General features: G+C 63.1%; 19 protein-coding genes. 15 read left to right on the forward strand and 4 right to left on the reverse strand.

Annotation, left to right across the window (positions count from 1 at the left end; genetic code table 11):
• Window positions 1-25 precede the first annotated feature (25 nt).
• Genes NKJ17_RS21795 through erpA form a run of 3 tightly spaced genes read right to left on the reverse strand, consistent with a single transcriptional unit; the run spans window position 26 to window position 1,282 of the window.
• Complete coding sequence (locus NKJ17_RS21795; protein WP_352505840.1) at window positions 26-415, reverse strand: VOC family protein; 390 nt, start codon at window positions 413-415, stop codon at window positions 26-28.
• A gap of 2 nt (window positions 416-417) precedes the next feature.
• Window positions 418-978 (reverse strand): hypothetical protein, encoded by a 561-nt coding sequence (locus NKJ17_RS21800; protein WP_352689944.1) that lies wholly within the window; start codon window positions 976-978, stop codon window positions 418-420.
• A complete protein-coding gene (gene erpA / locus NKJ17_RS21805; RefSeq protein WP_254818314.1) occupies window positions 935-1,282 on the reverse strand; it encodes an iron-sulfur cluster insertion protein ErpA in 348 nt (115 codons plus the stop codon). Before erpA ends, NKJ17_RS21800 begins: the two co-directional genes overlap by 44 nt.
• Window positions 1,283-1,355: 73 nt before the next feature.
• On the opposite strand from erpA, the gene NKJ17_RS21810 reads away from it, so the two are divergent.
• The 13 genes from NKJ17_RS21810 to NKJ17_RS21870 all read left to right on the forward strand — a co-directional run bounded on the left by NKJ17_RS21810 (window position 1,356) and on the right by NKJ17_RS21870 (window position 17,854).
• Entirely contained in the window at window positions 1,356-2,570 is a 1,215-nt protein-coding gene (locus NKJ17_RS21810) for a deoxyguanosinetriphosphate triphosphohydrolase (protein WP_352689945.1), read from the forward strand.
• Between the two features lie 61 nt (window positions 2,571-2,631).
• On the forward strand, window positions 2,632-4,389 hold the full coding sequence (gene argS, locus NKJ17_RS21815) for an arginine--tRNA ligase (RefSeq protein ID WP_254818316.1): 1,758 nt from the start codon (window positions 2,632-2,634) through the stop codon (window positions 4,387-4,389).
• Window positions 4,390-4,492: 103 nt separating this feature from the next.
• Window positions 4,493-8,170 carry an SPOR domain-containing protein gene (locus NKJ17_RS21820; RefSeq protein WP_352689946.1) on the forward strand — a complete coding sequence of 1,226 codons (3,678 nt, stop codon included), beginning with the start codon at window positions 4,493-4,495 and terminating at the stop codon, window positions 8,168-8,170.
• A 118-nt stretch (window positions 8,171-8,288) separates the two neighbouring features.
• On the forward strand, window positions 8,289-9,308 hold the full coding sequence (nagZ, locus tag NKJ17_RS21825) for a beta-N-acetylhexosaminidase (protein ID WP_352505845.1): 1,020 nt from the start codon (window positions 8,289-8,291) through the stop codon (window positions 9,306-9,308).
• 58 nt (window positions 9,309-9,366) lie between these two features.
• On the forward strand, window positions 9,367-10,167 hold the full coding sequence (locus tag NKJ17_RS21830) for a segregation and condensation protein A (RefSeq protein ID WP_352689972.1): 801 nt from the start codon (window positions 9,367-9,369) through the stop codon (window positions 10,165-10,167).
• Window positions 10,164-10,943: an SMC-Scp complex subunit ScpB gene (gene scpB, locus NKJ17_RS21835; protein ID WP_352689947.1), complete on the forward strand. Its 780-nt coding sequence runs from the start codon at window positions 10,164-10,166 to the stop codon at window positions 10,941-10,943. Before NKJ17_RS21830 ends, scpB begins: the two co-directional genes overlap by 4 nt.
• 178 nt (window positions 10,944-11,121) lie before the next feature.
• Window positions 11,122-11,343, forward strand: coding sequence for a twin-arginine translocase TatA/TatE family subunit (locus NKJ17_RS21840; protein WP_292664900.1), 222 nt, complete (start codon window positions 11,122-11,124; stop codon window positions 11,341-11,343).
• 28 nt (window positions 11,344-11,371) lie between these two features.
• The gene (gene tatB, locus NKJ17_RS21845; protein WP_352689948.1) at window positions 11,372-12,058 is read left to right on the forward strand and encodes a Sec-independent protein translocase protein TatB; all 687 of its coding nucleotides are present in this window, start codon (window positions 11,372-11,374) and stop codon (window positions 12,056-12,058) included.
• Window positions 12,055-12,918, forward strand: a complete 864-nt coding sequence (gene tatC / locus NKJ17_RS21850) for a twin-arginine translocase subunit TatC (RefSeq protein WP_254818322.1) — start codon at window positions 12,055-12,057, stop codon at window positions 12,916-12,918. Before tatB ends, tatC begins: the two co-directional genes overlap by 4 nt.
• Window positions 12,919-13,333: 415 nt before the next feature.
• Window positions 13,334-14,638, forward strand: a complete 1,305-nt coding sequence (gene serS / locus NKJ17_RS21855) for a serine--tRNA ligase (protein ID WP_352689949.1) — start codon at window positions 13,334-13,336, stop codon at window positions 14,636-14,638.
• Window positions 14,638-15,396, forward strand: a complete 759-nt coding sequence (surE, locus tag NKJ17_RS21860) for a 5'/3'-nucleotidase SurE (RefSeq protein ID WP_352505850.1) — start codon at window positions 14,638-14,640, stop codon at window positions 15,394-15,396. The genes serS and surE overlap by 1 nt, the downstream gene beginning before the upstream one ends.
• The gene (locus NKJ17_RS21865) at window positions 15,393-16,058 is read left to right on the forward strand and encodes a protein-L-isoaspartate(D-aspartate) O-methyltransferase (RefSeq protein ID WP_352479785.1); all 666 of its coding nucleotides are present in this window, start codon (window positions 15,393-15,395) and stop codon (window positions 16,056-16,058) included. The genes surE and NKJ17_RS21865 overlap by 4 nt, the downstream gene beginning before the upstream one ends.
• Before the next feature lie 263 nt (window positions 16,059-16,321).
• Window positions 16,322-17,854: a peptidoglycan DD-metalloendopeptidase family protein gene (locus NKJ17_RS21870; RefSeq protein WP_352505852.1), complete on the forward strand. Its 1,533-nt coding sequence runs from the start codon at window positions 16,322-16,324 to the stop codon at window positions 17,852-17,854.
• A gap of 96 nt (window positions 17,855-17,950) precedes the next feature.
• Here the strand turns inward: NKJ17_RS21870 and NKJ17_RS21875 are convergent, their stop codons facing one another.
• Window positions 17,951-18,826 carry an ATP-binding protein gene (locus NKJ17_RS21875; RefSeq protein ID WP_254818327.1) on the reverse strand — a complete coding sequence of 292 codons (876 nt, stop codon included), beginning with the start codon at window positions 18,824-18,826 and terminating at the stop codon, window positions 17,951-17,953.
• A gap of 289 nt (window positions 18,827-19,115) precedes the next feature.
• On the opposite strand from NKJ17_RS21875, the gene yajC reads away from it, so the two are divergent.
• Window positions 19,116-19,457 (forward strand): preprotein translocase subunit YajC, encoded by a 342-nt coding sequence (gene yajC, locus NKJ17_RS21880; RefSeq protein WP_352451381.1) that lies wholly within the window; start codon window positions 19,116-19,118, stop codon window positions 19,455-19,457.
• A gap of 76 nt (window positions 19,458-19,533) precedes the next feature.
• Window positions 19,534-20,580 carry a SecDF P1 head subdomain-containing protein gene (locus tag NKJ17_RS21885; RefSeq protein ID WP_352689950.1) on the forward strand — a complete coding sequence of 349 codons (1,047 nt, stop codon included), beginning with the start codon at window positions 19,534-19,536 and terminating at the stop codon, window positions 20,578-20,580.
• Window positions 20,581-20,661 lie beyond the last annotated feature (81 nt).

Raw genomic sequence — 20,661 nt, forward strand, 5'->3', positions numbered from 1 at the left:
CCTCGATAGGCTGGTGATCCGGAGACTAGCGATCCGGTGGATGACGTTCGACAAGGCCGATCGTATTGCCTGCCGGGTCCTTTAGGAAGGCCATCCATTCGCTTTCCCCGGCCTGGCCGAACAGGCCTTCGGTGTCGCGATGAACGAGCGCCGGCGGCGCGGTGAAGGGGATGCCGGCGGCCTTTGCCGAAGCGTGGAATTCTTCGAGGCCCGATATATCGAGATAGACGGTGCCGGCCGACAGGCCGTCGGTGAAAAGCAGGCGCACGTCACCGGCCAGGATGAAGGCGATGCCCGGCGGGTCGAAACGCGCGTGCAGGCTCATGCCGAGCACTTCGCGCCAGAACGCCAGCGTCGCATCGAGGTCGCGCCCGGCGGAAAGCGCGACCTGACGGACCGCGCCTATGCGGCCCATGTTCATTCGCTCCCGAAAGGTTGGCGCTCGGCATTTTCCGCAAGTATTTGTTCAATTGCCTGCCGCAGATGCAATGCCTGCTCGCGCGTCGTGCTTTCGTGCATCCAATCACAGGCATCAAAGAGGCAGCCAAGCCAAACCGGGAAGTCGTATTTCTGCTCGATGGGGGAGACCATGCGGCAGACCTGAAAGGGTTCCAGGTCGCTGTCAAGGTAAGTCCGAATGCGTCGAAGGAGCAGCTTACGTGCTATTTCCTTGGCTTCATCGGACTTGTCGTTGAAATCGGGAAAATACCGCGCGATCAGCGACCTCAAATGACCATGAGCTTCCGCAAGATTAACAGCATTCCGCGGATTGCACCGCACGAGCTGCACATAGTCAGCATCGTCTGAGTAGACCCGAGCTATCTTGTGACGGTTGGCCCAACCAACGATATCGACATCGGAAATTGCTTCTATCTCGCGGGCGACAAGGACCGTCATCGGATCCTCAAGGCCCTCGAGGAGCGGCTTCATATTTTCAAATACTGAAGCTGGTGCCGCAGCCGCAGGATGCGACCGCATTGGGGTTTCTGATCTGGAACGACTGGCCCATCAGATCGTCGACGAAATCGATTACCGAGCCGCCCATGTAGACCAGCGACAGGTCGTCGATAAGTACGGTGGCGCCGTCCTTTTCGATGGCGACGTCGTCATCATTGCGCCTGTCGACCAGATCGAACTTGTAGGAAAAGCCGGAACAGCCGCCGCCCTCGACCGAAACGCGCAGCGCCGTCTTACCGGCTTCGCTCGCCACAATCTTGGCAATTCGCCTGGCGGCGGCGTCGGTCATCTCGACTTTCATGGCAGTCTTGGCATCAGCGCCCATGGGCGTCACCTTGCATTCGGTTTCGTATGATAGGTATGAAGCGCGACGGGGCAAGTCAACTGCGGCATACGCTATGACCAACGAGTTGGGCGACATCGGATTCGGCTATCGGCCGCGCGCGGCCTATGCCAGCGACCCGGCAAAGTCGCGCGGGCGGTTGTTCGACGAGGTGGAAAGCCCGACGCGCACGCCGTTCCAGCGCGACCGCGACCGCATCATCCATTCGACGGCGTTCCGCCGGCTGAAGCACAAGACGCAAGTGTTCGTCGCACACGAAGGCGACCATTACCGCACGAGGCTGACGCATTCGATCGAGGTCGCGCAAATCGCACGCGCTCTGGCGCGGGCGCTGCGCGGCGACGAGGACCTGGCCGAGGCGGTGGCTCTGGTGCACGACTTCGGCCACACGCCCTTCGGCCATACCGGCGAGGACGCGCTGAACGACAAGATGGCCGCCTGGGGCGGCTTCGACCACAATGCGCAGTCGCTGCGCGTGGTGACGCGGCTGGAGCGGCGCTATGCCGAGTTCGACGGGCTGAACCTCACCTGGGAAACTCTGGAGGGGCTGGTCAAGCACAATGGCCCGCTGACCGATGCCAAGGGCAAAGGGCTGAAGGGGCCGGTGCCGCAGGCGATCCGCGACTATTCCGAACTGCACGACCTCGAGCTCGACCGCTTCGCCGGTATCGAGGCGCAGTGCGCGGCGATTGCCGACGACATCGCCTACAACACCCACGACATCGATGACGGGCTGAGGGCAGGGCTGTTGACGCTCGATATGCTGGAGGGCGTTTCGCTGCCGGGGTCGATCCTCAAGGGCGTGCGTCAGCGCTATCCGGCGCTCGATGACGTACGCACCGGCCACGAGCTGATGCGCCGGCAGATCACCATCATGGTCGAGGACGTGATCGTCTCGACGACGGCCAATCTGGCGCGCATCAAGCCTGACAGCGCCGAAGCGGTAAGGGCGGCCGGCGAGACGATGGTGAGCTTCTCCGCCGAGACGGCCGTATCGGAAAAGGAGCTGAAGGCCTTTCTTTACAAGCATCTCTACCGGCACGCGGACGTCATGCGGGTGCGCGCCGAGGCCGACCAGATCGTCCGAGACCTGTTCGACGTCTATTTCGCCGATCCGCGCGCCATGCCGGATGGCTGGCGCGAAGGGCTCGACCGGGCAGAGGACCGCGTCAAGGCGCGCAGTGTTGCCGATTTCCTGGCCGGCATGACGGACACTTATGCGCTCAAGGAACACAGGCGTTTGTTTGACCATACGCCGGATTTGAGCTAGGGCGGGCTCGATTTTGCCGGCCAGCGAGCCGGACCCCTGCAAAACCGTCAGAGCCACAGCAATGAACATCTTCGCCGATTTCAACGCGCGAATCATAAAGGCCGTCGAAGCGCTTGATTTGAAAGACAAGGATGGCGCGTCGCCGGACCTGTCGCGCATCGCTGTCGAGCCGCCGCGCGATGCCAGCCATGGCGACCTCGCGACCAACGCTGCCATGGTGTTGGCCAAGCCGACCGGCCAGAATCCGCGCGCGCTGGCAGAAAGGCTGGCTGAGGCGCTGCGCGCCGACGAGGATATCGCGGCCGCCGAGATCGCCGGCCCGGGCTTCGTCAATCTCAGGCTCAAGGACGGCTTCTGGCAGGCGCATCTGACGGCGCTGCTCGGCGAAGGCCGCAATTACGGCCGCTCGACGATCGGCGGCGGCAAGAAAACCAATGTCGAATATGTCTCGGCCAACCCGACCGGGCCGATGCATGTCGGCCATTGCCGGGGTGCCGTGGTCGGCGACGCGCTCGCCAATCTGATGGCCTTCGCCGGTTACGACGTGACCAAAGAATATGTCATCAACGATGCCGGTTCGCAGATCGACGTGCTCGGACGCTCGGTCATGCTGCGCTACCGCGAGGCGCTTGGCGATGAGATCGGCGACATTCCGGCCGGGCTTTATCCAGGCGACTATCTGATCCCCGTTGGTCAAGCGCTGGCCAGCGAATTCGGCCGCTCCCTGCTGCAGATGCCGGACGAGGAGGCGCTTGCCATCGTCAAGGACAGGACGATCGATGCGATGATGACGATGATCCGCGAGGATCTGGCGCTGCTCAACGTGCATCACGACGTCTTCTTCTCCGAGCGGACGCTGCATGCCAACAATGCGAAGAAGATCCGCTCGGCGATCAACGACCTGACTCTGAAGGGGCACATCTACAAGGGCAAGCTGCCGCCGCCCAAAGGCGAGAAGCCGGACGACTGGGAGGACCGCGAGCAGACGCTGTTCCGCTCGACCGCAGTCGGAGACGACATGGATCGGGCGCTGGTCAAGTCGGACGGCACCTTCACCTATTTCGCCGCCGATGTCGCCTACCTCAAGGACAAGGTCGATCGCGGCTTCGTCGATCTGATCTATGTGCTTGGTGCCGACCATGGCGGCTATGTGAAACGGCTGGAAGCGCTTGCCCGGGCAATTGCCGGCGACGAGGTCAAGCTTACCGTGCTGCTTTGCCAGCTGGTGAGGCTGTTTCGCGCCGGCGAGCCGGTTCGCATGTCGAAGCGGTCGGGCGAGTTCGTGACCTTGCGCGAAGTGGTCGAGGAGGTCGGCCGCGACCCGATCCGCTTCATGATGCTCTATCGCAAGAACGACGCGCCGCTCGACTTCGACTTCGCCAAGGTGACCGAGCAGTCGAAGGATAATCCCGTATTCTACGTGCAGTATGCCTCGGCGCGCTGCCATTCGGTGTTCCGGCAGGCGAGCGAGCAGTTGGGCGAGGCCATGTTCGACCGCAACCAGCTGGCCGCCGAAGTGGCTTTGCTGACCGACGAGGGTGAGATCGGCCTGATCAGGAAGCTCGCCGAATATCCTCGGCTAATCGAAGCCGCGGCCCTCGCGCTCGAGCCCCATCGGCTGGCATTTTACCTCTACGAACTCGCTTCCAGCTTCCACGGACACTGGAACCGGGGCACCGACAATCCCGACTTACGTTTTGTTAAGGTTAACGACCGACAATTGACGTATGCCAGACTAGGGCTGGTGCAGGCTGTCTCGGACGTTTTGACGTCCGGCCTGACGCTGATCGGAGCCAATGCGCCCACCGAAATGCGTTAGGTTTGAGTAAAAAACCTGTCACCTTTTGCCCACATTGCGCTGGTAAGGGCCAACCCTACGCGACGTCCATGGCGTCCGAATGAGTGCGAGTTCGGGAACAATAATGGCAGACAGAACCCAGCTGAGAGCAGCCGACCACAACGACATCGCCAACGATGATCCGTTCGCGGAACTGACCAGGATCATGGGGTTCGACCCGCGCCAGCCGGTCAAACCGCAAACGCCGGCCCAGCCGAAAACCGCTGCCGCCGAACCGTCGGTGGACGAGGGCGATTTCGAGATCGATCTCGAGAAGGAGTTGATGGGCGAATTCGGCGCCGACGCCAATGATAATGCTTCCCCTGCCAAGCTTCGCGAGCCGACACCCGAACCGACCGCCGCCGACGAAATGGAGGACGCGCTTGCTGCCTCATTCGAACAGGATTTCGCGTTCGACGACAGTGCGGTGGATGATGTTGCTCCTGTTGCGGCCGCTCCTGTTGCCGCCGACGAAATTGCCTCCGGCCCCGAAAGGGCGTTCGCTCCCGCTGTCGAGCCGGAGTTCGATGAAGAGTTCGATAACGCCGTCGCCGGCTCGCTCGAAGACGTGTCGCCGTTCGAGGACGACCTTTCGAGTGACGACGAACTTGCCGCCTCGCTCGACCAGGAATTTCGGCTCGACGACGGCGTGACCGGCGAGGACGAACCTAGGGCCGCAGCCGAGGCGATCGAGCCGGTCGACCAGCCCGCCTTCGACCCCGCCTTGGACGACGAGTTCGACGACGCCGTGGCAAGCTCGCTCGAAGACGAACTGATGCTCGAAGAGCATGAGCCGATGGAGCAGGGGGTCGCCGCTGAAACGGCGGTGCAAGCCGCCGCGCCTGCATTCGATGACGAGTTCGACGACGCGGTTGCAAGCTCGCTTGAAGACGAGCGGATGTTTGACGAGCAGGAGCCGGCCGATAACGCCGCCCCGGTATCGCCGGTTGAGGCGGCCGATGAGAATTTTGCCGACCATGCCGATGATGCCATGGCTGATGTCGACATGGACTTCGACGTTCGTGCGAACGAGCCTGCCGAAATCGAAGAACCAGAGTTTATCGAAGAGCTGTCGATCGACGAGCCAGAGGCCGCCCGGCTTTCCGGCACGGCCGCTGAAGCGGCGCTCGACGACGATTTCGATCTGAGCTTCGACGATGCGCCTGCCGAGCACGCCGAACAGCCCGTAGCGCAGGTCGTTGCAGCCGAACCAGCGGCCCAGGCCGCCGCCGTCGTCCCAACGGCCCCAGTGGCCGAGGAACGCAGCTTGGAGGACGAACTGAACGCGCTGTTGGGTGCGATGAGCACACGGCCGGCACAAGCGGTCAACGAACCTCAGACAAGCCAGCAGCCTGCCCAGCAGACTGCCCAGAAGCCCGTGATGGCTGTTCAGCAGCCCATCGCGCCGGTAATTCAGAAGCCAGCAGTGGCTGCTGAACAGCCAATGGCGGCGGTCAAAGACGTCGCCAACGACCCGGTGCATGCTGTCGACGAGCTGGATTGGGAACTCGACGAGCACGAGCCCGCTGAGCCGCAGCAGTCCAGTGCCGCCGATGACGCCGATCTTGGCAGTGTCCTCCTCGATGAGCTTGAAGGCGAGGATTTCGGTGTTGAAGCCGCTGCCGGACCTGCGGGTGACTTAGACAACGATGCGCTCGACGCCGACTTCGCCAGGAACATCGGCCTGGATCATGACTCGGCCGACAAGAGTGCGGCAGCTGTCGCCGAAGAAGACCCGCTCGATGCGCTGAACTGGCTGACGACACGCGCCACGCCGCCCGAGCCGGCCCGCTCGTGGAGCCGCGTGACGCCGGTCGCACAGCCTCAACCCGCCTTTGCAAGCCAGCCGGTGGCTTCGGCGCGTCCGGCACCACCACCGCAACCGGCTGCAACGCCATCCTATCGGGCCGCACCGGTCGAAGAGAGGCCGTCCTATGAAGGCCAGGCATCCCGTGAAGATAGGTCATCCTATGAAGATCGGCCCACCTACATGGAAGCTGCGCCAACCTCGCATCAACAGCCTTCCGCCTATGACGAGATGCCCGATGTCGAGACGGTCGACGTGCCCGAGCGCGTCGTGGCGCTGGCGGACGATCTCGACATTCCGGAGCTCAACTTCGACGATGACGAGCCGGTGGCGCCCGCCTACGACGATCTCGATGCCGATTTTGCCAGCCTTCTCACCGAAATGAATGCCACGGATATAGCGCCGGCCCCGGTGCGCAGTGCTGGCTATGACGATGAATACGATGCCGGCTTCGCGTCTGGCTACAAGCAAGATCGCGGCGAGACGCGCGCCTATGGCACCAAGCCTGCGGAAGCCCCTGTCAGCCCGGCAACCGCTTCCTATGCGGATGCAGCGGACGGTTTCGATCTGGGCTCATTACCCGGCGGCCAGCCGGTTTCGCAAGCCGACGATTTCACCTTCGATGAACTCGACTACGATCCCGAACTGGACGAGGAGATGTCGGTTCCCGGCCTCGCCGAACGCGAGGCCGAAAGGCAGCCGCGCAGGCGCGGGCTGCTGATAGGTGCGGTGGTCGGCGCCGTTGCGATCGCCGGAGGCCTTGGCGCCTTTGCGTTGACCCTCGGCGGCAAGAGCGGCGGCGATGCGCCGGTCATCGTCAAAGCCGACAACAGGCCGATCAAGATCAAGCCGGAAAATCCAGGCGGCACTGTCGTGCCGAACCAGGACAACAAGGTTTATGACGCTGTGGCCAAGGGCGCCAAGCCCGCCGAGCCGGTTCAGCAGAAGCTGGTCACCAACACCGAAGAGCCTGTGGACCTGAAGGCCAACGAACCGGAGAGCCGCGTCGTCGATCTTTCGCCCAATGACCCCGATGCCGCAGACGATATCGACGCACCCGGCACCGAGGCGTCCGATAGCAATGCGTCTGGCACCAACGCGCCTGACACCAGCGCGCCTGACACCAATGCGCTTGGCGCCAGTGCGGCTGGCGCTACCGACACCGCCGCCGCACCAGCGCCCAAGTCCGAGGATCGCATCGCGCAGGTTCTGCAGGAGGTCGACAAGGGTGCCGAGACCGTCGCCGTTGCGCCGCGCAAGGTACGGACCATGGTCGTGAAACCTGACGGCTCGCTGGTGGCGCGCGAGGATCCGGCGCCAGCCGCCCCGCAGATGGCCGCTGCCGAGCCGGCCGATCCGGCGCCGCAGCACGTGGCTCCGGCCGCCCAGGCCGACGCCGCCGCGCAGACCGGCACCGTGCCCCTGATCGACCAAATGACAAGCGACCCGAAGATTGGCGACCCGAAGATTGGCGACCAGCCGAGTGGCGATCAGGCGAGCGGCGATCAGGCCGAAACCTCCAAGCTGCAGCCGGCGCCCAAGCCCGACACAAAGGCTGAAGCCAAGGCCCAGGCGTCAGCCAGCAAGCAGTCGGCCACCACCCCGGCCACGGTTCCGGTGGCGCCGCAGCGCCCGTCCGACCAGCCGGTCGACGTGGTCGGCGAGGTCAAGCCCGATCAGGTTGCTTCCATCGATCCGGCCGCTGCCGGCGCTGGTTCGTGGTCGATACAGATCGCTTCGCAGCCGACAGTCGAAAGCGCCCAGGCGACTTACCAGGATCTGCAGCGCCGCTACGGCAGCGTGCTTTCCGGCCGCACCGCCAACATCGTCAAGGCCGAGATTGCCGGCAAGGGCACCTTCTACCGCGTCCGCGTTCCGGCGCAGTCTCGCAACGAGGCGATCAAACTGTGCACCAGCTACAAGGCCGCCGGCGGCAATTGCTTCGTGTCCCACTAGCGGCACCAAAGCCCCTCGAAAAGCCGGCGCCCGCGCCGGCTTTTTTGCGTGAACGGAAACCTTTGGAGGCAATTGCGGGCGATTCCCTTTGTCGTCGCGAAGCTCTAAACTGTTCCGCATGACCGAATCAAAATCCATGATCCTCGGCTGCGCCGGGAAATCACTGAGCCGCGACGAGATCCGATTCTACCGCAACGAATGCCCGTGGGGCTTCATCCTGTTTGCGCGCAATATCGGCGAGACCGAGCAGATCCGCGATCTGGTCGCCGCCATGCGCGACTGCGTCGGGCGTGCGGACGCGCCGGTATTCATCGACCAGGAGGGCGGCCGCGTGCAGCGCCTGCGGCCGCCGCTGGCGCCAAACTATCCGGCTGCCGGTGCACTCGGCGCCTTGTGGCGCGACGACCATGACGCCGGCACCCGTGCCGCATGGCTAATGGCGCGGCTGCATGCCTTCGACCTGCTGCGCTACGGCATCACGGCGGATTGCCTGCCGGTGCTCGATGTGCCGATCGAGGGCGCCAGCGACGTCATCGGCGCGCGCGCCTATGGCAAGGAGCCGCGCGCCGTCATCGAATTGGGTCGCGCCGCGGCGGAAGGCCTGATGGCAGGCGGCGTGCTGCCGGTGATGAAGCATATTCCCGGTCATGGAAGGGCCTTCGCCGATACGCATTTCGAACTGCCCACCGTCGATGCCTCGATCGGCGACCTGCAGCGGCATGATTTTGCGCCATTCAGGGAGCTCAACCATTTACCGATGGCGATGACGGCGCATGTCGTCTATAGCGCGATCGACCCGAAGAACCCGGCCACCACATCCGGCAAGGTCATCGAAAAGATCATCCGCGGCGAAATCGGCTTCGACGGTCTGTTGATGAGCGACGACACTTCGATGAAGGCACTTTCTGGGGATTTCCCGTCAAAGGCGGCCGCTATCCTTGCGGCGGGCTGCGATCTGGTCCTTCACTGCAACGGCGTGTTCGAGGAGATGGCCGGCATTGCATCGCGAACGACCGGCCTTGAAGGCAAGTCGTTTGAGCGCGCGGAGCGGGCGCTGACCTATATCAGGAACCGTGACGTTGCGGACGAGACCGAGATTCGGGCCGAATTTGCCAGTTATTTCGACGCGGTAGCCTAGCATCAAAGGAAGCTAAGTGGCGGAAGCATTGGACCTGAAGGCCGGCAAGGCCGCACCGATGGACCGCTTGTGGGCCGAGAACGACGATTCCCGGCTGACCGGCGATCCGGCGTTGGTCGTCGATGTGGCCGGTTTCGAAGGTCCGCTCGATCTTCTGCTGCATCTTGCCCGCAATCAGAAGGTCGACCTGTCGCGCATCTCGATCCTGGCGCTGGCCGAACAGTATCTGGCATTCGTCGAGAAGGTGAGGGCGCTCAGGCTGGAGCTTGCCGCCGACTATCTGGTGATGGCAGCGTGGCTGGCGTTTCTCAAGTCGAAGCTCCTGATCCCCAAGCAGCCCGGCGACGAAGGCGAAAGCGGCGAGGAACTGGCGGCGGTGCTGCAGTTCCGGCTGAAGCGGCTGGAGGCGATGCGCGACGCGGCGGCACGGCTGGTCAACCGCAACCGGCTCGGACGCGACGTGTTTGCACGCGGCATGCCGGAGATGGTGATCGTCGAGAGGCGCAATGCCTATTCGGCCTCGCTCTATGACCTGTTGACCGCCTATGCCCAGCAGCGCCAGAAGCAGGCGATCACCAATGTGACGATTGCCAGGCGCGGCGTGTGGTCGCTCAAGGATGCGCGCGACGTGCTGACCAGGCTGATCGGGTCGCTGCGCGACTGGACGGCGCTCGACAGTTTCCTGGTCGAATATCTGGCCGGCCCGGAAGACCGGCGCACCGCGGTTGCCAGCTCGTTTGCCGCGACACTGGAACTGGTGCGCGAAGGCAAGATGGAAATGCGGCAGGACCAGGTGTTCGCGCCGCTTTATCTGCGCGGCCGCGCCCAGGCCATCAAGATAGTCGAGGTGACATCATGAGCGAACGCGCCAACGCTTCGATCATTCCGTTCAAGGTCGAGGACGACGCCGAGCAAGGCGCGGTCGCCGAGAATCCGGCACAAAATCAGGGGCAAAATTTGTCGCGGAATCCTGGCGAGCGGCTGCATATAGCGGAGGCCGTACGGATGGCCGAGGCGATCGTATTCGCCAGCGCCGAGCCGGTCAGCGAAAAACAGCTCACTTCGCGACTGCCCGACGGCATCAACATTGCCGCGGCAATGGCCGAACTGCAGCAGATCTATGCGCGGCGCGGCGTCAATCTGGTGCGCGTCGGCGATGCGTGGGCGTTTCGCACCGCCGGCGACCTCGCCTTCCTGATGAGCCGTGACACGGTGCAGCAGCGCAAACTGTCCCGCGCTGCCCTCGAAGTGCTGGCGATCATCGCCTACCACCAGCCGGTAACGCGCGCCGAGATCGAGGACATCCGCGGCGTCGAGACGTCAAAGGGGACGCTCGACACGCTGATGGAGACCGAATGGGTGAGGATGCGCGGCCGGCGCCGCACGCCCGGCCGTCCCGTCACCTATGGCACGACCGATATTTTCCTCGACCATTTCGCGCTGGAGGAGATACGCGATCTCCCCGGCATGGAGGAATTGAAGGGTGCGGGGCTGCTGTCCGGCCGTATGCCGTCGAATTTCTCGGTGCCGCTGCCGCCGGCCGATCCCGATGCGCTCACCGACGACGAGGATCCGCTGACCGATATCGACCTCGAGGAACTCGGTCTTTTGACGCCGCGCGTCACGGAAGATTGAGCCGAGCGCCATCTTAAAGCCACAGGCAGGATGGAACTGCGCCGATTGGTAGCGGGCCGCCGTGCCGAAAGTGCGTGACTTCGGCGACTCATTCATGAACTCTGTCGCAGTTCTGTTTGAATCCGAACCCGAAAGCGCATAGATCAGCGTCTGGGAAACCGTTCGAGAGAGATTTGCTATGGGTTCATTTTCGATTTGGCACTGGATGATCGTTCTGGTGATCGTGCTGCTGGTCTTCGGCCGCGGCAAGATCCCCGAGCTGATGGGCGACATGGCCAAGGGCATCAAGAGCTTCAAGAAGGGCATGGCGGACGACGAGACTGCCGACGACAAGCGCACCGTCGAACACCGTGCCGACGAAACCGTTTCGGTACCGAAGGAAAAGGCCAGCAAAAGCTGAGCCCAAACTTTAGTCGGAACGTATAGCCATGTTCGAAGTCGGCTGGACCGAGATGCTGGTGATCGCGATCGTCATGATCGTGGTCGTCGGGCCCAAGGATTTGCCCAACATGCTGCGCACCTTCGGTCGCACGACGGCGAAGCTGCGCGCCATGGCTTCCGATTTCCAGCGGCAGTTCAACGACGCGTTAAAGGAAGCCGAACTCGACGACGTCAAGAAGTCGGTCGATTCGCTGAGAAGTCTCAATCCGGCAGCCGAGATCAGGAAGCAGCTCAATCCATTCGAACAGGCCGCCGCCGACGTCCGTTCCGGGGTCGATGCCGTGATGAAACCCAAGCCGGCCGTCGATGCCGCCGCTTCGACGGAGCAGGCAGCCGAGCCGCTGAACAACGGCGCAACGACGATGCCGGGCGTCAGCCCGCCGGAGCCGACGCCGGCCACGCCGATTTTTCCGGCGATGACGGACGAGTCCGTCGTGGCGCCGGCCGTGCAGGCGCAAACGGCTGCAGCGGCAGTGCCGCAAAAAGCATCTGCGGCAAAGAAGAAGCCGGCGCCCGTGAAAGCCGCGGCCGCCGCGCCGGCCAAGCCGGCAAAGACCGCTGCGCCAAAGGCCGCCGCAAAAGCTGAGCCGAAACCGCAGTCGTCAGCAGCGAAGAAGCCGGCGGCAGCAGCGAAGAAGCCGGCCGCCAGGAAAACGGCGGGAGCCGCCAAGTGAGCGTTTCGGACAAGGAAAAGGACGAGATCGAAAAATCGTCGGCTCCGCTGATGGAGCACCTGATCGAGCTGCGCCGGCGGTTGATCTGGTCGATCGGCGGTTTTTTCGTCGCCTTCCTGGTCTGCTTCTTTTTCGCCAAGCGGCTGTTCAACCTTCTGGTCATTCCGTTCAAATGGGCCACGCAATGGGCCGGGCTCGACCCGCACAAGGTCGAGCTGATCTATACGGCGCCACAGGAATTCTTCTTTACCCAGGTCAAGCTCGCCATGTTCGGCGGCATGGTCATAGCGTTTCCGCTGATCGCCACGCAGATCTACAAATTCATCGCGCCCGGCCTCTACAAGAACGAACGCAATGCCTTCCTGCCGTTCCTGATCGCCTCGCCGATCCTGTTCCTGATGGGCGCGTCGCTGGTCTATTTCTTCTTCACGCCGATGGTAATGTGGTTCTTCCTCGCAATGCAGCAGACCGGCACCAATGACCAGGTGCAGATTTCGCTGCTGCCGAAAGTGTCCGAATATCTCAGTCTGATCATGACGCTGATCTTCTCCTTCGGCCTGGTGTTCCAGTTGCCGGTGGTGACAAGCCTGATGACGCGGGTCGGCATGCTGTCGTCCACGGCCCTTGCCGAGAAGCGTAAATGGGCGATCGTCATCGCCTTCGTCGTGGCGGCGGTGCTGACGCCGCCCGACCCGATGAGCCAGATCGGCCTCGCCATTCCGACGATCCTGCTCTACGAGGTCTCGATCTGGTCGGCCCGGTTGATCGAGCGCAGCAAGGAGCGCGACCGTGTGGCCCGCGAGAAACAGGACGCCACCGAAGAGGTGGCCGACAAGCCGGCGGACGCGTCATCGACGTAGGTTCGGTTGAAGCGGACAGCATCTTTCTTCCAGCCGCTGCAACTTTGTTCTTGCTTTGTGCCGGCAGCTATGCTACTAATTTGGCTATGGTGCCAATTGGCTCCAAAAACCCGCCCACTCAGGGCGGGTTTTTTGTTTCTTCCTTTTGAAGTTCCGGTGTTGCCGCCTGAGGTCGGCGGGACAGCGCCCCCCTCTGTCCTGCCGGACATCTCCCCCACTGGGGGGGAGATTGGCAACTTCGCCGATGGCTTGCTTTTTCAGCGCCGGAGATTGGCGAAAGCCGCAGTGACGGCCGATCTCCCCACCCGTGGGGGAGATGTCCGGCAGGACAGAGGGGGGCGCGAAGGAACTCTGCCTTGACGCCTTGCATCGATGCGGTTTACCCCCTTCTGGCCTACTCAAGGACGAACAGACCATGCTTGACATCAAATGGATTCGCGACAACCCGAAGGCCCTTGTCGAAGCGCTCCAGAAGCGCTCGTGGTCGGCTGAGGATGCGCGGTCCACGGTCGACGACTTGATCGCGGCGGATGAGGCGCGGCGCGAGCATCTGACCGAGCTGCAGGCCAGACAAGAACGCCGCAACGCCGCCTCGAAGGAGATCGGCAATGCCATGCGCTCGGGCGACGCCGCTCTTGCCGAAAGGCTGAAGGCCGAGGTCGGCGAGATCAAGGCCTTCATCCAGAATGGCGAGGCGCGCGAGCGCGAGCTCGACAAGGCGCTGAACGATGTGTTGGCTGTGCTGCCAAACGTGCCGTTCGACGACGTGCCGGTCGGCAAGGACGAGCACGACAACGTCGTCAAGCGCGTCGTCGGCGAGGTGCCGACGCGGCCGAACTGGGTGAAGGAGCATTTCGAGATCGGCGAAGCGCTCGGCATGATGGATTTCGAGCGGGCAGCACGGCTTTCCGGCTCGCGCTTCACCGCACTCAAAAGCGGCCTGGCGCGGATGGAACGCGCGCTCGGCCAGTTCATGCTGGATCTGCACACCACCGAGCACGGCTATGTAGAGATCCAGCCGCCGTTGATGGTGCGCGACGAGGTGCTTTTCGGAACCGGGCAACTGCCGAAATTCGAGGAGGATTTATTCTTCGTTCGGCACGGGGACGGCAGGCTTGGCCTGATCCCAACCGCCGAAGTGCCGCTCACCAATCTCGTTCGCGACGAGATCACGCCGCACGAAAAACTGCCGCTGCGCTATACGGCGCTGACGCCGTGCTTCCGCTCCGAGGCGGGCTCGGCCGGGCGCGACACGCGCGGCATGCTGCGCCAGCACCAGTTCTACAAGGTCGAACTGGTGTCGATCACCGACCAGGAGACTTCGGTTGCCGAGCATGAGCGCATGACCGAATGCGCCGAGGAGGTGCTGAAGCGGCTCGGCCTGCCGTTCCGCACCGTGACGCTGTGCACCGGCGACATGGGCTTTGGTGCGCGCAAGACCTACGACATCGAGGTCTGGCTGCCCGGCCAGAATGCCTATCGCGAGATATCGTCGTGCTCGGTATGCGGCGATTTCCAGGCGCGGCGCATGGACGCCCGCTACAAGGACAAGGACGGCAAGGGCAACCGCTTCGTCCACACGCTGAACGGTTCGGGCACCGCCGTCGGCCGCGCTCTCATTGCCGTCATCGAAAATTACCAGAACGAGGACGGCAGCGTAACCATTCCTGAAGCGCTTCGGCCTTACATGGGCGGTCTGGAAAAGATCGAATCGACATAATGCGCATCCTTCTGACCAACGACGACGGCATCCATGCCGAGGGCCTTGCATCACTCGAACGCATCGCGCACACGCTGTCGGACGACGTCTGGGTGGTGGCACCGGAACAGGATCAGTCCGGCTATGCGCATTCGCTGTCGATCTCGGAGCCGCTGCGGCTCAGGAAAATCGGCGAAAAGCACTTTGCGGTGCGCGGCACGCCGACCGACTGCGTCATCATGGGCGTGAAGAAGATCCTGCCCGAAGCGCCTGACCTGATCCTGTCCGGCGTCAATTCCGGGGCCAACATCGCCGACGACGTCACCTATTCGGGCACGGTCGCCGGCGCCATGGAAGGCGCGCTGCTCGGCGTGCGCTCGATCGCCATCAGCCAGGCCTATTCCTATGTCGGCGAGGACCGCGTCGTTCCCTACGAGACCGCCGAAGCGCTGGCGCCGGCGCTGCTCGAAAAGCTCGTCGCCATGCCGTTGCCGGACGGCGTGCTGCTCAACGTCAATTTTCCGAATTGTACGCCGGAAGAGATCGCCGGAACTGTGGTTACTTCGCAGGGCAAGCTGGTCCACAGCCTGTGGGTCGACGAGCGGCGCGACGGGCGCGGCTTGCCTTACTACTGGCTGCGCTTCGGCCGCGAGCCGGTCGAGGGCAAGCAAGGCACCGACCTCCATGCCTTGCGCAATCGGCTGGTGTCGGTGACGCCGCTGCAGCTCGATCTCACCGCGCATGAAATCCGCGATCAACTGGCCAAGGCGCTCGCATGAACTCAAACCACGCTGCAACGGTCGACGAGCGCGAAGGTTTCGCTGCCTTCCTGCTTCGCCTGCGCGGCAGGGGCACGGTGCCGAAGGCGCTGATCGCCGCCTTTGAGGCGACGCCGCGGCGCGGCTTTCTGTCTCCGCATTTTCACTCCATAGCCTGGTCGGACCGTATGCTGCCGATCGAATGCGGCGAGGCCATCGAAGGCGCCGACCTGCAGGCGGCGGTGATCGCGGCACTTGCGATCGAGCCGGGCAACCGCGTGCTCGAGATCGGCACCGGGTCGGGCTACACGGCGGCGGTGATGTCGCGGCTTGCCGCGCGGATCGTCACCATCGACCGTTACAAGACGCTGGCCGAACAGGCCCGGCAGCGCCTTGAGGCACTCGCCATCGGCAATGTCATCGTGCGTCAGGCGGACGGTTCCAACGGACTGGCCAACGAAGCGCCGTTCGACCGCATCGTTGCCTGGGCGGCCTTCGACAGCCTGCCGCGCTTTCTCCTCGATCAATTGTCGAGCGGCGGCATCGTCATCGCGCCGATCGGACCCGACGAGGGCGAGCAGGTGCTGGCCAAGCTTACCAAGGTCGGCAGCCGCTTCGAACGCGAGGATATCGGCCTGGTGCGCCTGCAGCCGATCCTGCACGGTGTCGCCGCAGTGATCTAGGCTGTGTCGATATTCAGGTGAGGTCGGCCTGCAAATGGCGGTTTCCTCCGCTTCCGGTGCTCATGTACCCAAAAGTACGCTCCGCTCCGGTTCTCGGAACCTACCATTTTCGGCTCGGCCTGACCTGAATCTCGGCACACCCGGCGCCCGGATCCTGGAATATTTTAAGAAAATTTGCGCCTGATTCTACAGGTTTAACCGACCGGTAACATTAACGCGCTTTAATCACACTCAGTTGTACCGGGTCTGTGCGGGTTAGTGCGATGCAATTCAGTGTTTTGAAGGCAAACGGACGCAATCTGGCGCGTGGCTGCGCCGTCCTCATGATCGCAGGCGCTGCGACGGGGTGTAGTTCCCAGGTGGCGCGGTTCAACAGCGTCGACGACGTGTTCACCGCCTCGACCAACAACCAGCGCGCCATCATCGACAAGCAGGATGCTGCCCAGCCCTATCCGGGCGATGTTGCGGCCGCGCCGATCGACGGCAGCCACACCCAGTCGGTCAGCCGCTCAAGCCTCGAACCGGTCACGGCGCAGCAATTGCCACCGCCGGCTCCCGCCCTGGCACCTGCCGCCCGGCCGGTGCGTACCGCTGCCGCGCCGGCCCTGGCGCCTGCCGCTCCTCGTGTCGACAGGACGGCAACCGGCACCGTCGCTCCGGCGGCAAGGCCCTTCAAGAACGCCGAGCCCGACGCGCCGCGCATGGCGACGGCCGCCGGCGCGCCGCATGCAACCGAGATCGTCGTCAAGGACGGCGAGACCATTTCCGGCCTGTCACGGCGCTACGGCGTGCCGGCCGATGCCATCATGAAAGTCAACGGGCTGAGCGCGACCAAGGGGCTGAAGACCGGCCAGAAGCTCGTCATCCCGGCCTATGCGTATTCGAGCAACGGCGCCGCGCCGAAAGTCGCCGACGCCAAGCCCGCGAACGGCACCAGGCACGACCAGCCGGCCGAGGCGCCGGCGAAGGTGGCCGTGCTGCCGCAGCAACCGAAGCTCAGGGAAGGCAAGTCTGCCGCGCAGGTGGACGCCTCGGCTGCCGCGAGCCAGCCGAAGGATGGAAAGACTGCGGCGAAGGTGGCTTCGGCGACGGCCAAACCGGCCGGTACCGGCGGCACTTACACGGTTCAGCAAGGCGATACGCTGTCCGCCATTGCCAGAAAGACCGGCGTCGGCGTCGTTGCGCTGAAGCAGGCGAACGGCATGCAGGATGGACTGCTCAAGATCGGCCAGACCCTGAAAGTGCCGGCAGGCGGAACCGCTGTCGTCGCCGGCGTGAAGCCGGCAAAGGTCGATCCGGTGACGACGGCTACCACCCAGCCGCCGGCCAAGGCCACGCCGACGCAGACGCTCGCCTCCTACACGCCGCCGAAGAAGGATGCGAAAGTCATCCAGCAGGCCGAGGACGACGATGCGGTGGCGCCGGACGCGACCGGCATCGGCAAGATGCGTTGGCCGGTGCGCGGCCGCGTGATCTCAAGCTTCGGCGGCGGCAAGGACGGCGTCGACATTGCCGTGCCCGAGGGGACGCCGGTCAAGGCGGCTGAAAACGGTGTCGTCATCTATGCCGGTGACGGCCTCAAGGAATTCGGCAACACGGTGCTGGTGCGGCACGAAAACGGTCTGGTCACTGTCTACGGCCACGCCAGCTCGATCGAGGTGCAGCGCGGCCAGAAGGTCAAGCGCGGCCAGGAAATCGCCCTGTCCGGCATGAGCGGCACCACCGACTCGCCGAAACTGCATTTCGAAGTGCGCAAGAACTCGGCGCCGGTCGATCCTTCGACCTATCTCGAATAGACGACGAAAAGCGATTTGCGGCCACCTGACCTTCAGCCCGCCGAGGAAGTCCGCTCCGCAAGGCGCGGGCTTCTTCTGGCGTTAGTCCTTGAGCGGCTAATCCTTCAGCGGCTTGCCGAGCCTGCCAGCCAGGTCCTGAGTGAACTGCCAGGCGACGCGGCCCGAACGGCTGCCGCGCGTCGTCGCCCATTCCAGCGCCTCGGCGCGCAGCGTCTCGGGATCGATGGCGAGATCGTGATGGCGGACATAGCCGTCGATCATGTCGAGATACTCGTCCTGCGAACATTTGTGGAAGCCAAGCCACAGGCCGAAGCGGTCCGACAGCGAAACCTTCTCCTCGACCGCTTCGGACGGATTGATCGCCGTCGAGCGCTCATTGTCGATCATGTCGCGCGGCAACAGATGCCGCCGGTTCGAGGTGGCGTAGAAGATGACGTTGGCCGGACGGCCCTCGACGCCGCCTTCAAGTGCTGCCTTCAGCGATTTATAGGACGTGTCGTCATGGTCGAATGACAGGTCGTCGCAAAACAGGATGAAGCGGAAGGGCGCTGCCTTCAGCAGGCTCATCAGCTTCGGAAGCGTGTCGATGTCTTCGCGATGGATCTCGATGAGCTTGAGCGGCAGGTCGAGCTTGGTCGAAGCGTTGACCGCGGCGTGCACGGCCTTGACCAGCGACGATTTGCCCATGCCGCGCGCGCCCCACAACAGCACGTTGTTGGCGGCATAGCCGGAGGCGAAGCGCTCGGTGTTGTCGACCAATATGTCGCGGACGCGGTCGACCCCGCGGATCAGGCCGATGTCGACGCGGTTGACCTTGAGCACCGGCTCCAGATAGCCGGGATCGGCCTGCCAGACGAAGCAATCGGCGTCGCCGAGGTCGGTTTGCGGCACCGGCGGCGGCGCGAGGCGGGCGATCGCCTCGATCAGACGGTCGAGCTTCTGGCTCAGGATATCGATGGTGCTGTCGGTCATCTCTTGTCTTTTTGTTCGCATTCGGGACGGTGCGGCAGGCCAACCTACCTGATTTCAGCGGTTTCGAAACTCGTCCCAAGCATTTGTTCGGGCATCATCTTTTGCGAAAACCGAGCGTCGCTTTTCGGGATCACCCTCTAACACGGCTCACCAGGCCGGAAAAGCAGCCGATTTGCCCGGCCGCGCAGTTGCATTGGCAACGTTACCGACTATATTCCGGCCAAATTTGGCGGGGCCGTCAAATTCCCAGAACGGTTTGCGGCTGTTTTTAAAATTCAGGAGTACCTCGATGTTCGTGACACCGGCATACGCCCAAGGCATCGGCGGGGACTCGTCCGCAATGTTTATCCAGATCGTGCCGTTTGCTCTGATTTTCGTGATCATGTATTTTCTGATCATCCGGCCGCAGCGCACGCAGCTGAAGAAGCGCGGCGAGATGCTGGCGGCGGTTCGCCGCGGCGACACCGTTGTCACCGGTGGCGGCTTGGTCGGCAAGGTAACCAAGGTGATCGACGATAACGAGCTCGAGATCGACCTTGGCGGCGGTACCAAGGTGACGGCGCTGCGCTCGACGATCGCCGACGTGCGCGTCAAGGGCGAGCCGGTGGCGAACCAGAACGCCAAGAAATAACCGAATTGTCGGCGGAACGATCCGCGGGCAGGGCTCTGACGAACGACGGCATATGTTCCACCTTTGGCGCCTGAAGATGATCCTGAAGTGGCTTGCCTTGGCCGGCACGGTTGTCTTCCACGCGACTAATATCTTCGCCGCCGGTTTGCATACCACGCGACCCGAATGGCTTGCCGAAAGCCAGTCAATAGTTGAAGCAAGCCAGCAGGATGGTCCACACATCCTGCTCAGGTTGGATGTGACCGACGTGATCGAGGGCCGGCTGAAAGCGACACGCGACGAGGTCCGGTCGCTGCTACGCGAAGCAAGGATCGGCTATACCGGCCTTGCCAGTTCGGCTCGGACCGTTCAGGTGCACATAACAGATCCGGCTCAGCTTGACCTCGCCAAGGCGGCAATCAAAACGGTGACCGATCCTGTCGCGGACAGCGGCGTCCAGGAAATGACCCTGGACGACAGTGAGCCCGGCCTGCTCAAATTCACCGTAACGGATGCAGGTTTGAAGTATCGAACTTCGGCCGCGCTTGCACAGTCGGTTGAAGTCATCAAAGATCGTATCCGCGACCTGGGCGCCACCCACCCGGTGGTTCGGTCAACGAATGAAGACGGCATATTGGTCCGCACGTCGGGCGTTGCCGATCCGCAAAGGCTAGGACAAATTCTCACCCGGCCCGGTCACCTGAGCTTCCAACTCGTTGATCTGTCGATGCCAGTCGACGAGGCAATCAGCGGCCGCCCGCCCGTCGGCTCGGCGGTTTTTTATTCGATGGACGATCCTCCGGTTCCCTACTTGATCGAAAATCGGGTTATCCTTTCAGGTAAAAATGTGCTGGATGCGCAAGCAACCCGCAATTTGGCGACCGATGAACGCGTCGTCTCATTCCGGCTTGATTCCCGGGGTACGGCGCGTTTCAAATGGGCTACGACGCAATATATCGGCAAGCCGTTTGCGGTTATATTAGACGATAAGGTTATTTCGGCGCCTGTTATCCGAGAGCCCATTGAAGGCGGCACCGGTCCGATATCGGGAAATTTCACCGCTGAAAGCGCCAATGACCTCGCCCTGCTGCTGCGCACCGGCCCCTTGCCAGCAAGATTGACAATCGCCGAGGAAGCACGATAGGGCCGGCCGTGGTCAGAATTAGAAATATGCCCGCAAACCGACCGATGGCGGAATGCTGCCGCTTGTACGCCTGAACGGATA

It is taken from the genome of Mesorhizobium sp. M0208 (assembly GCF_040322015.1).
Taxonomy (GTDB): domain Bacteria; phylum Pseudomonadota; class Alphaproteobacteria; order Rhizobiales; family Rhizobiaceae; genus Mesorhizobium.

Excerpts from the sequence above, each read along its gene's own strand:
- NKJ17_RS21795 (WP_352505840.1), bottom strand. The coding sequence starts at position 415 with ATGGGCCGCATAGGCGCGGTCCGTCAGGTCGCGCTTTCCGCCGGGCGC.
- NKJ17_RS21800 (WP_352689944.1), bottom strand. The coding sequence starts at position 978 with ATGCGGTCGCATCCTGCGGCTGCGGCACCAGCTTCAGTATTTGAAAAT.
- erpA (WP_254818314.1), bottom strand. The coding sequence starts at position 1,282 with ATGGGCGCTGATGCCAAGACTGCCATGAAAGTCGAGATGACCGACGCC.
- NKJ17_RS21810 (WP_352689945.1), top strand. The coding sequence starts at position 1,356 with ATGACCAACGAGTTGGGCGACATCGGATTCGGCTATCGGCCGCGCGCG.
- argS (WP_254818316.1), top strand. The coding sequence starts at position 2,632 with ATGAACATCTTCGCCGATTTCAACGCGCGAATCATAAAGGCCGTCGAA.
- NKJ17_RS21820 (WP_352689946.1), top strand. The coding sequence starts at position 4,493 with ATGGCAGACAGAACCCAGCTGAGAGCAGCCGACCACAACGACATCGCC.
- nagZ (WP_352505845.1), top strand. The coding sequence starts at position 8,289 with ATGACCGAATCAAAATCCATGATCCTCGGCTGCGCCGGGAAATCACTG.
- NKJ17_RS21830 (WP_352689972.1), top strand. The coding sequence starts at position 9,367 with ATGGACCGCTTGTGGGCCGAGAACGACGATTCCCGGCTGACCGGCGAT.
- scpB (WP_352689947.1), top strand. The coding sequence starts at position 10,164 with ATGAGCGAACGCGCCAACGCTTCGATCATTCCGTTCAAGGTCGAGGAC.
- NKJ17_RS21840 (WP_292664900.1), top strand. The coding sequence starts at position 11,122 with ATGGGTTCATTTTCGATTTGGCACTGGATGATCGTTCTGGTGATCGTG.
- tatB (WP_352689948.1), top strand. The coding sequence starts at position 11,372 with ATGTTCGAAGTCGGCTGGACCGAGATGCTGGTGATCGCGATCGTCATG.
- serS (WP_352689949.1), top strand. The coding sequence starts at position 13,334 with ATGCTTGACATCAAATGGATTCGCGACAACCCGAAGGCCCTTGTCGAA.
- surE (WP_352505850.1), top strand. The coding sequence starts at position 14,638 with ATGCGCATCCTTCTGACCAACGACGACGGCATCCATGCCGAGGGCCTT.
- NKJ17_RS21865 (WP_352479785.1), top strand. The coding sequence starts at position 15,393 with ATGAACTCAAACCACGCTGCAACGGTCGACGAGCGCGAAGGTTTCGCT.
- NKJ17_RS21870 (WP_352505852.1), top strand. The coding sequence starts at position 16,322 with ATGCAATTCAGTGTTTTGAAGGCAAACGGACGCAATCTGGCGCGTGGC.
- NKJ17_RS21875 (WP_254818327.1), bottom strand. The coding sequence starts at position 18,826 with ATGACCGACAGCACCATCGATATCCTGAGCCAGAAGCTCGACCGTCTG.
- yajC (WP_352451381.1), top strand. The coding sequence starts at position 19,116 with ATGTTCGTGACACCGGCATACGCCCAAGGCATCGGCGGGGACTCGTCC.
- NKJ17_RS21885 (WP_352689950.1), top strand. The coding sequence starts at position 19,534 with ATGATCCTGAAGTGGCTTGCCTTGGCCGGCACGGTTGTCTTCCACGCG.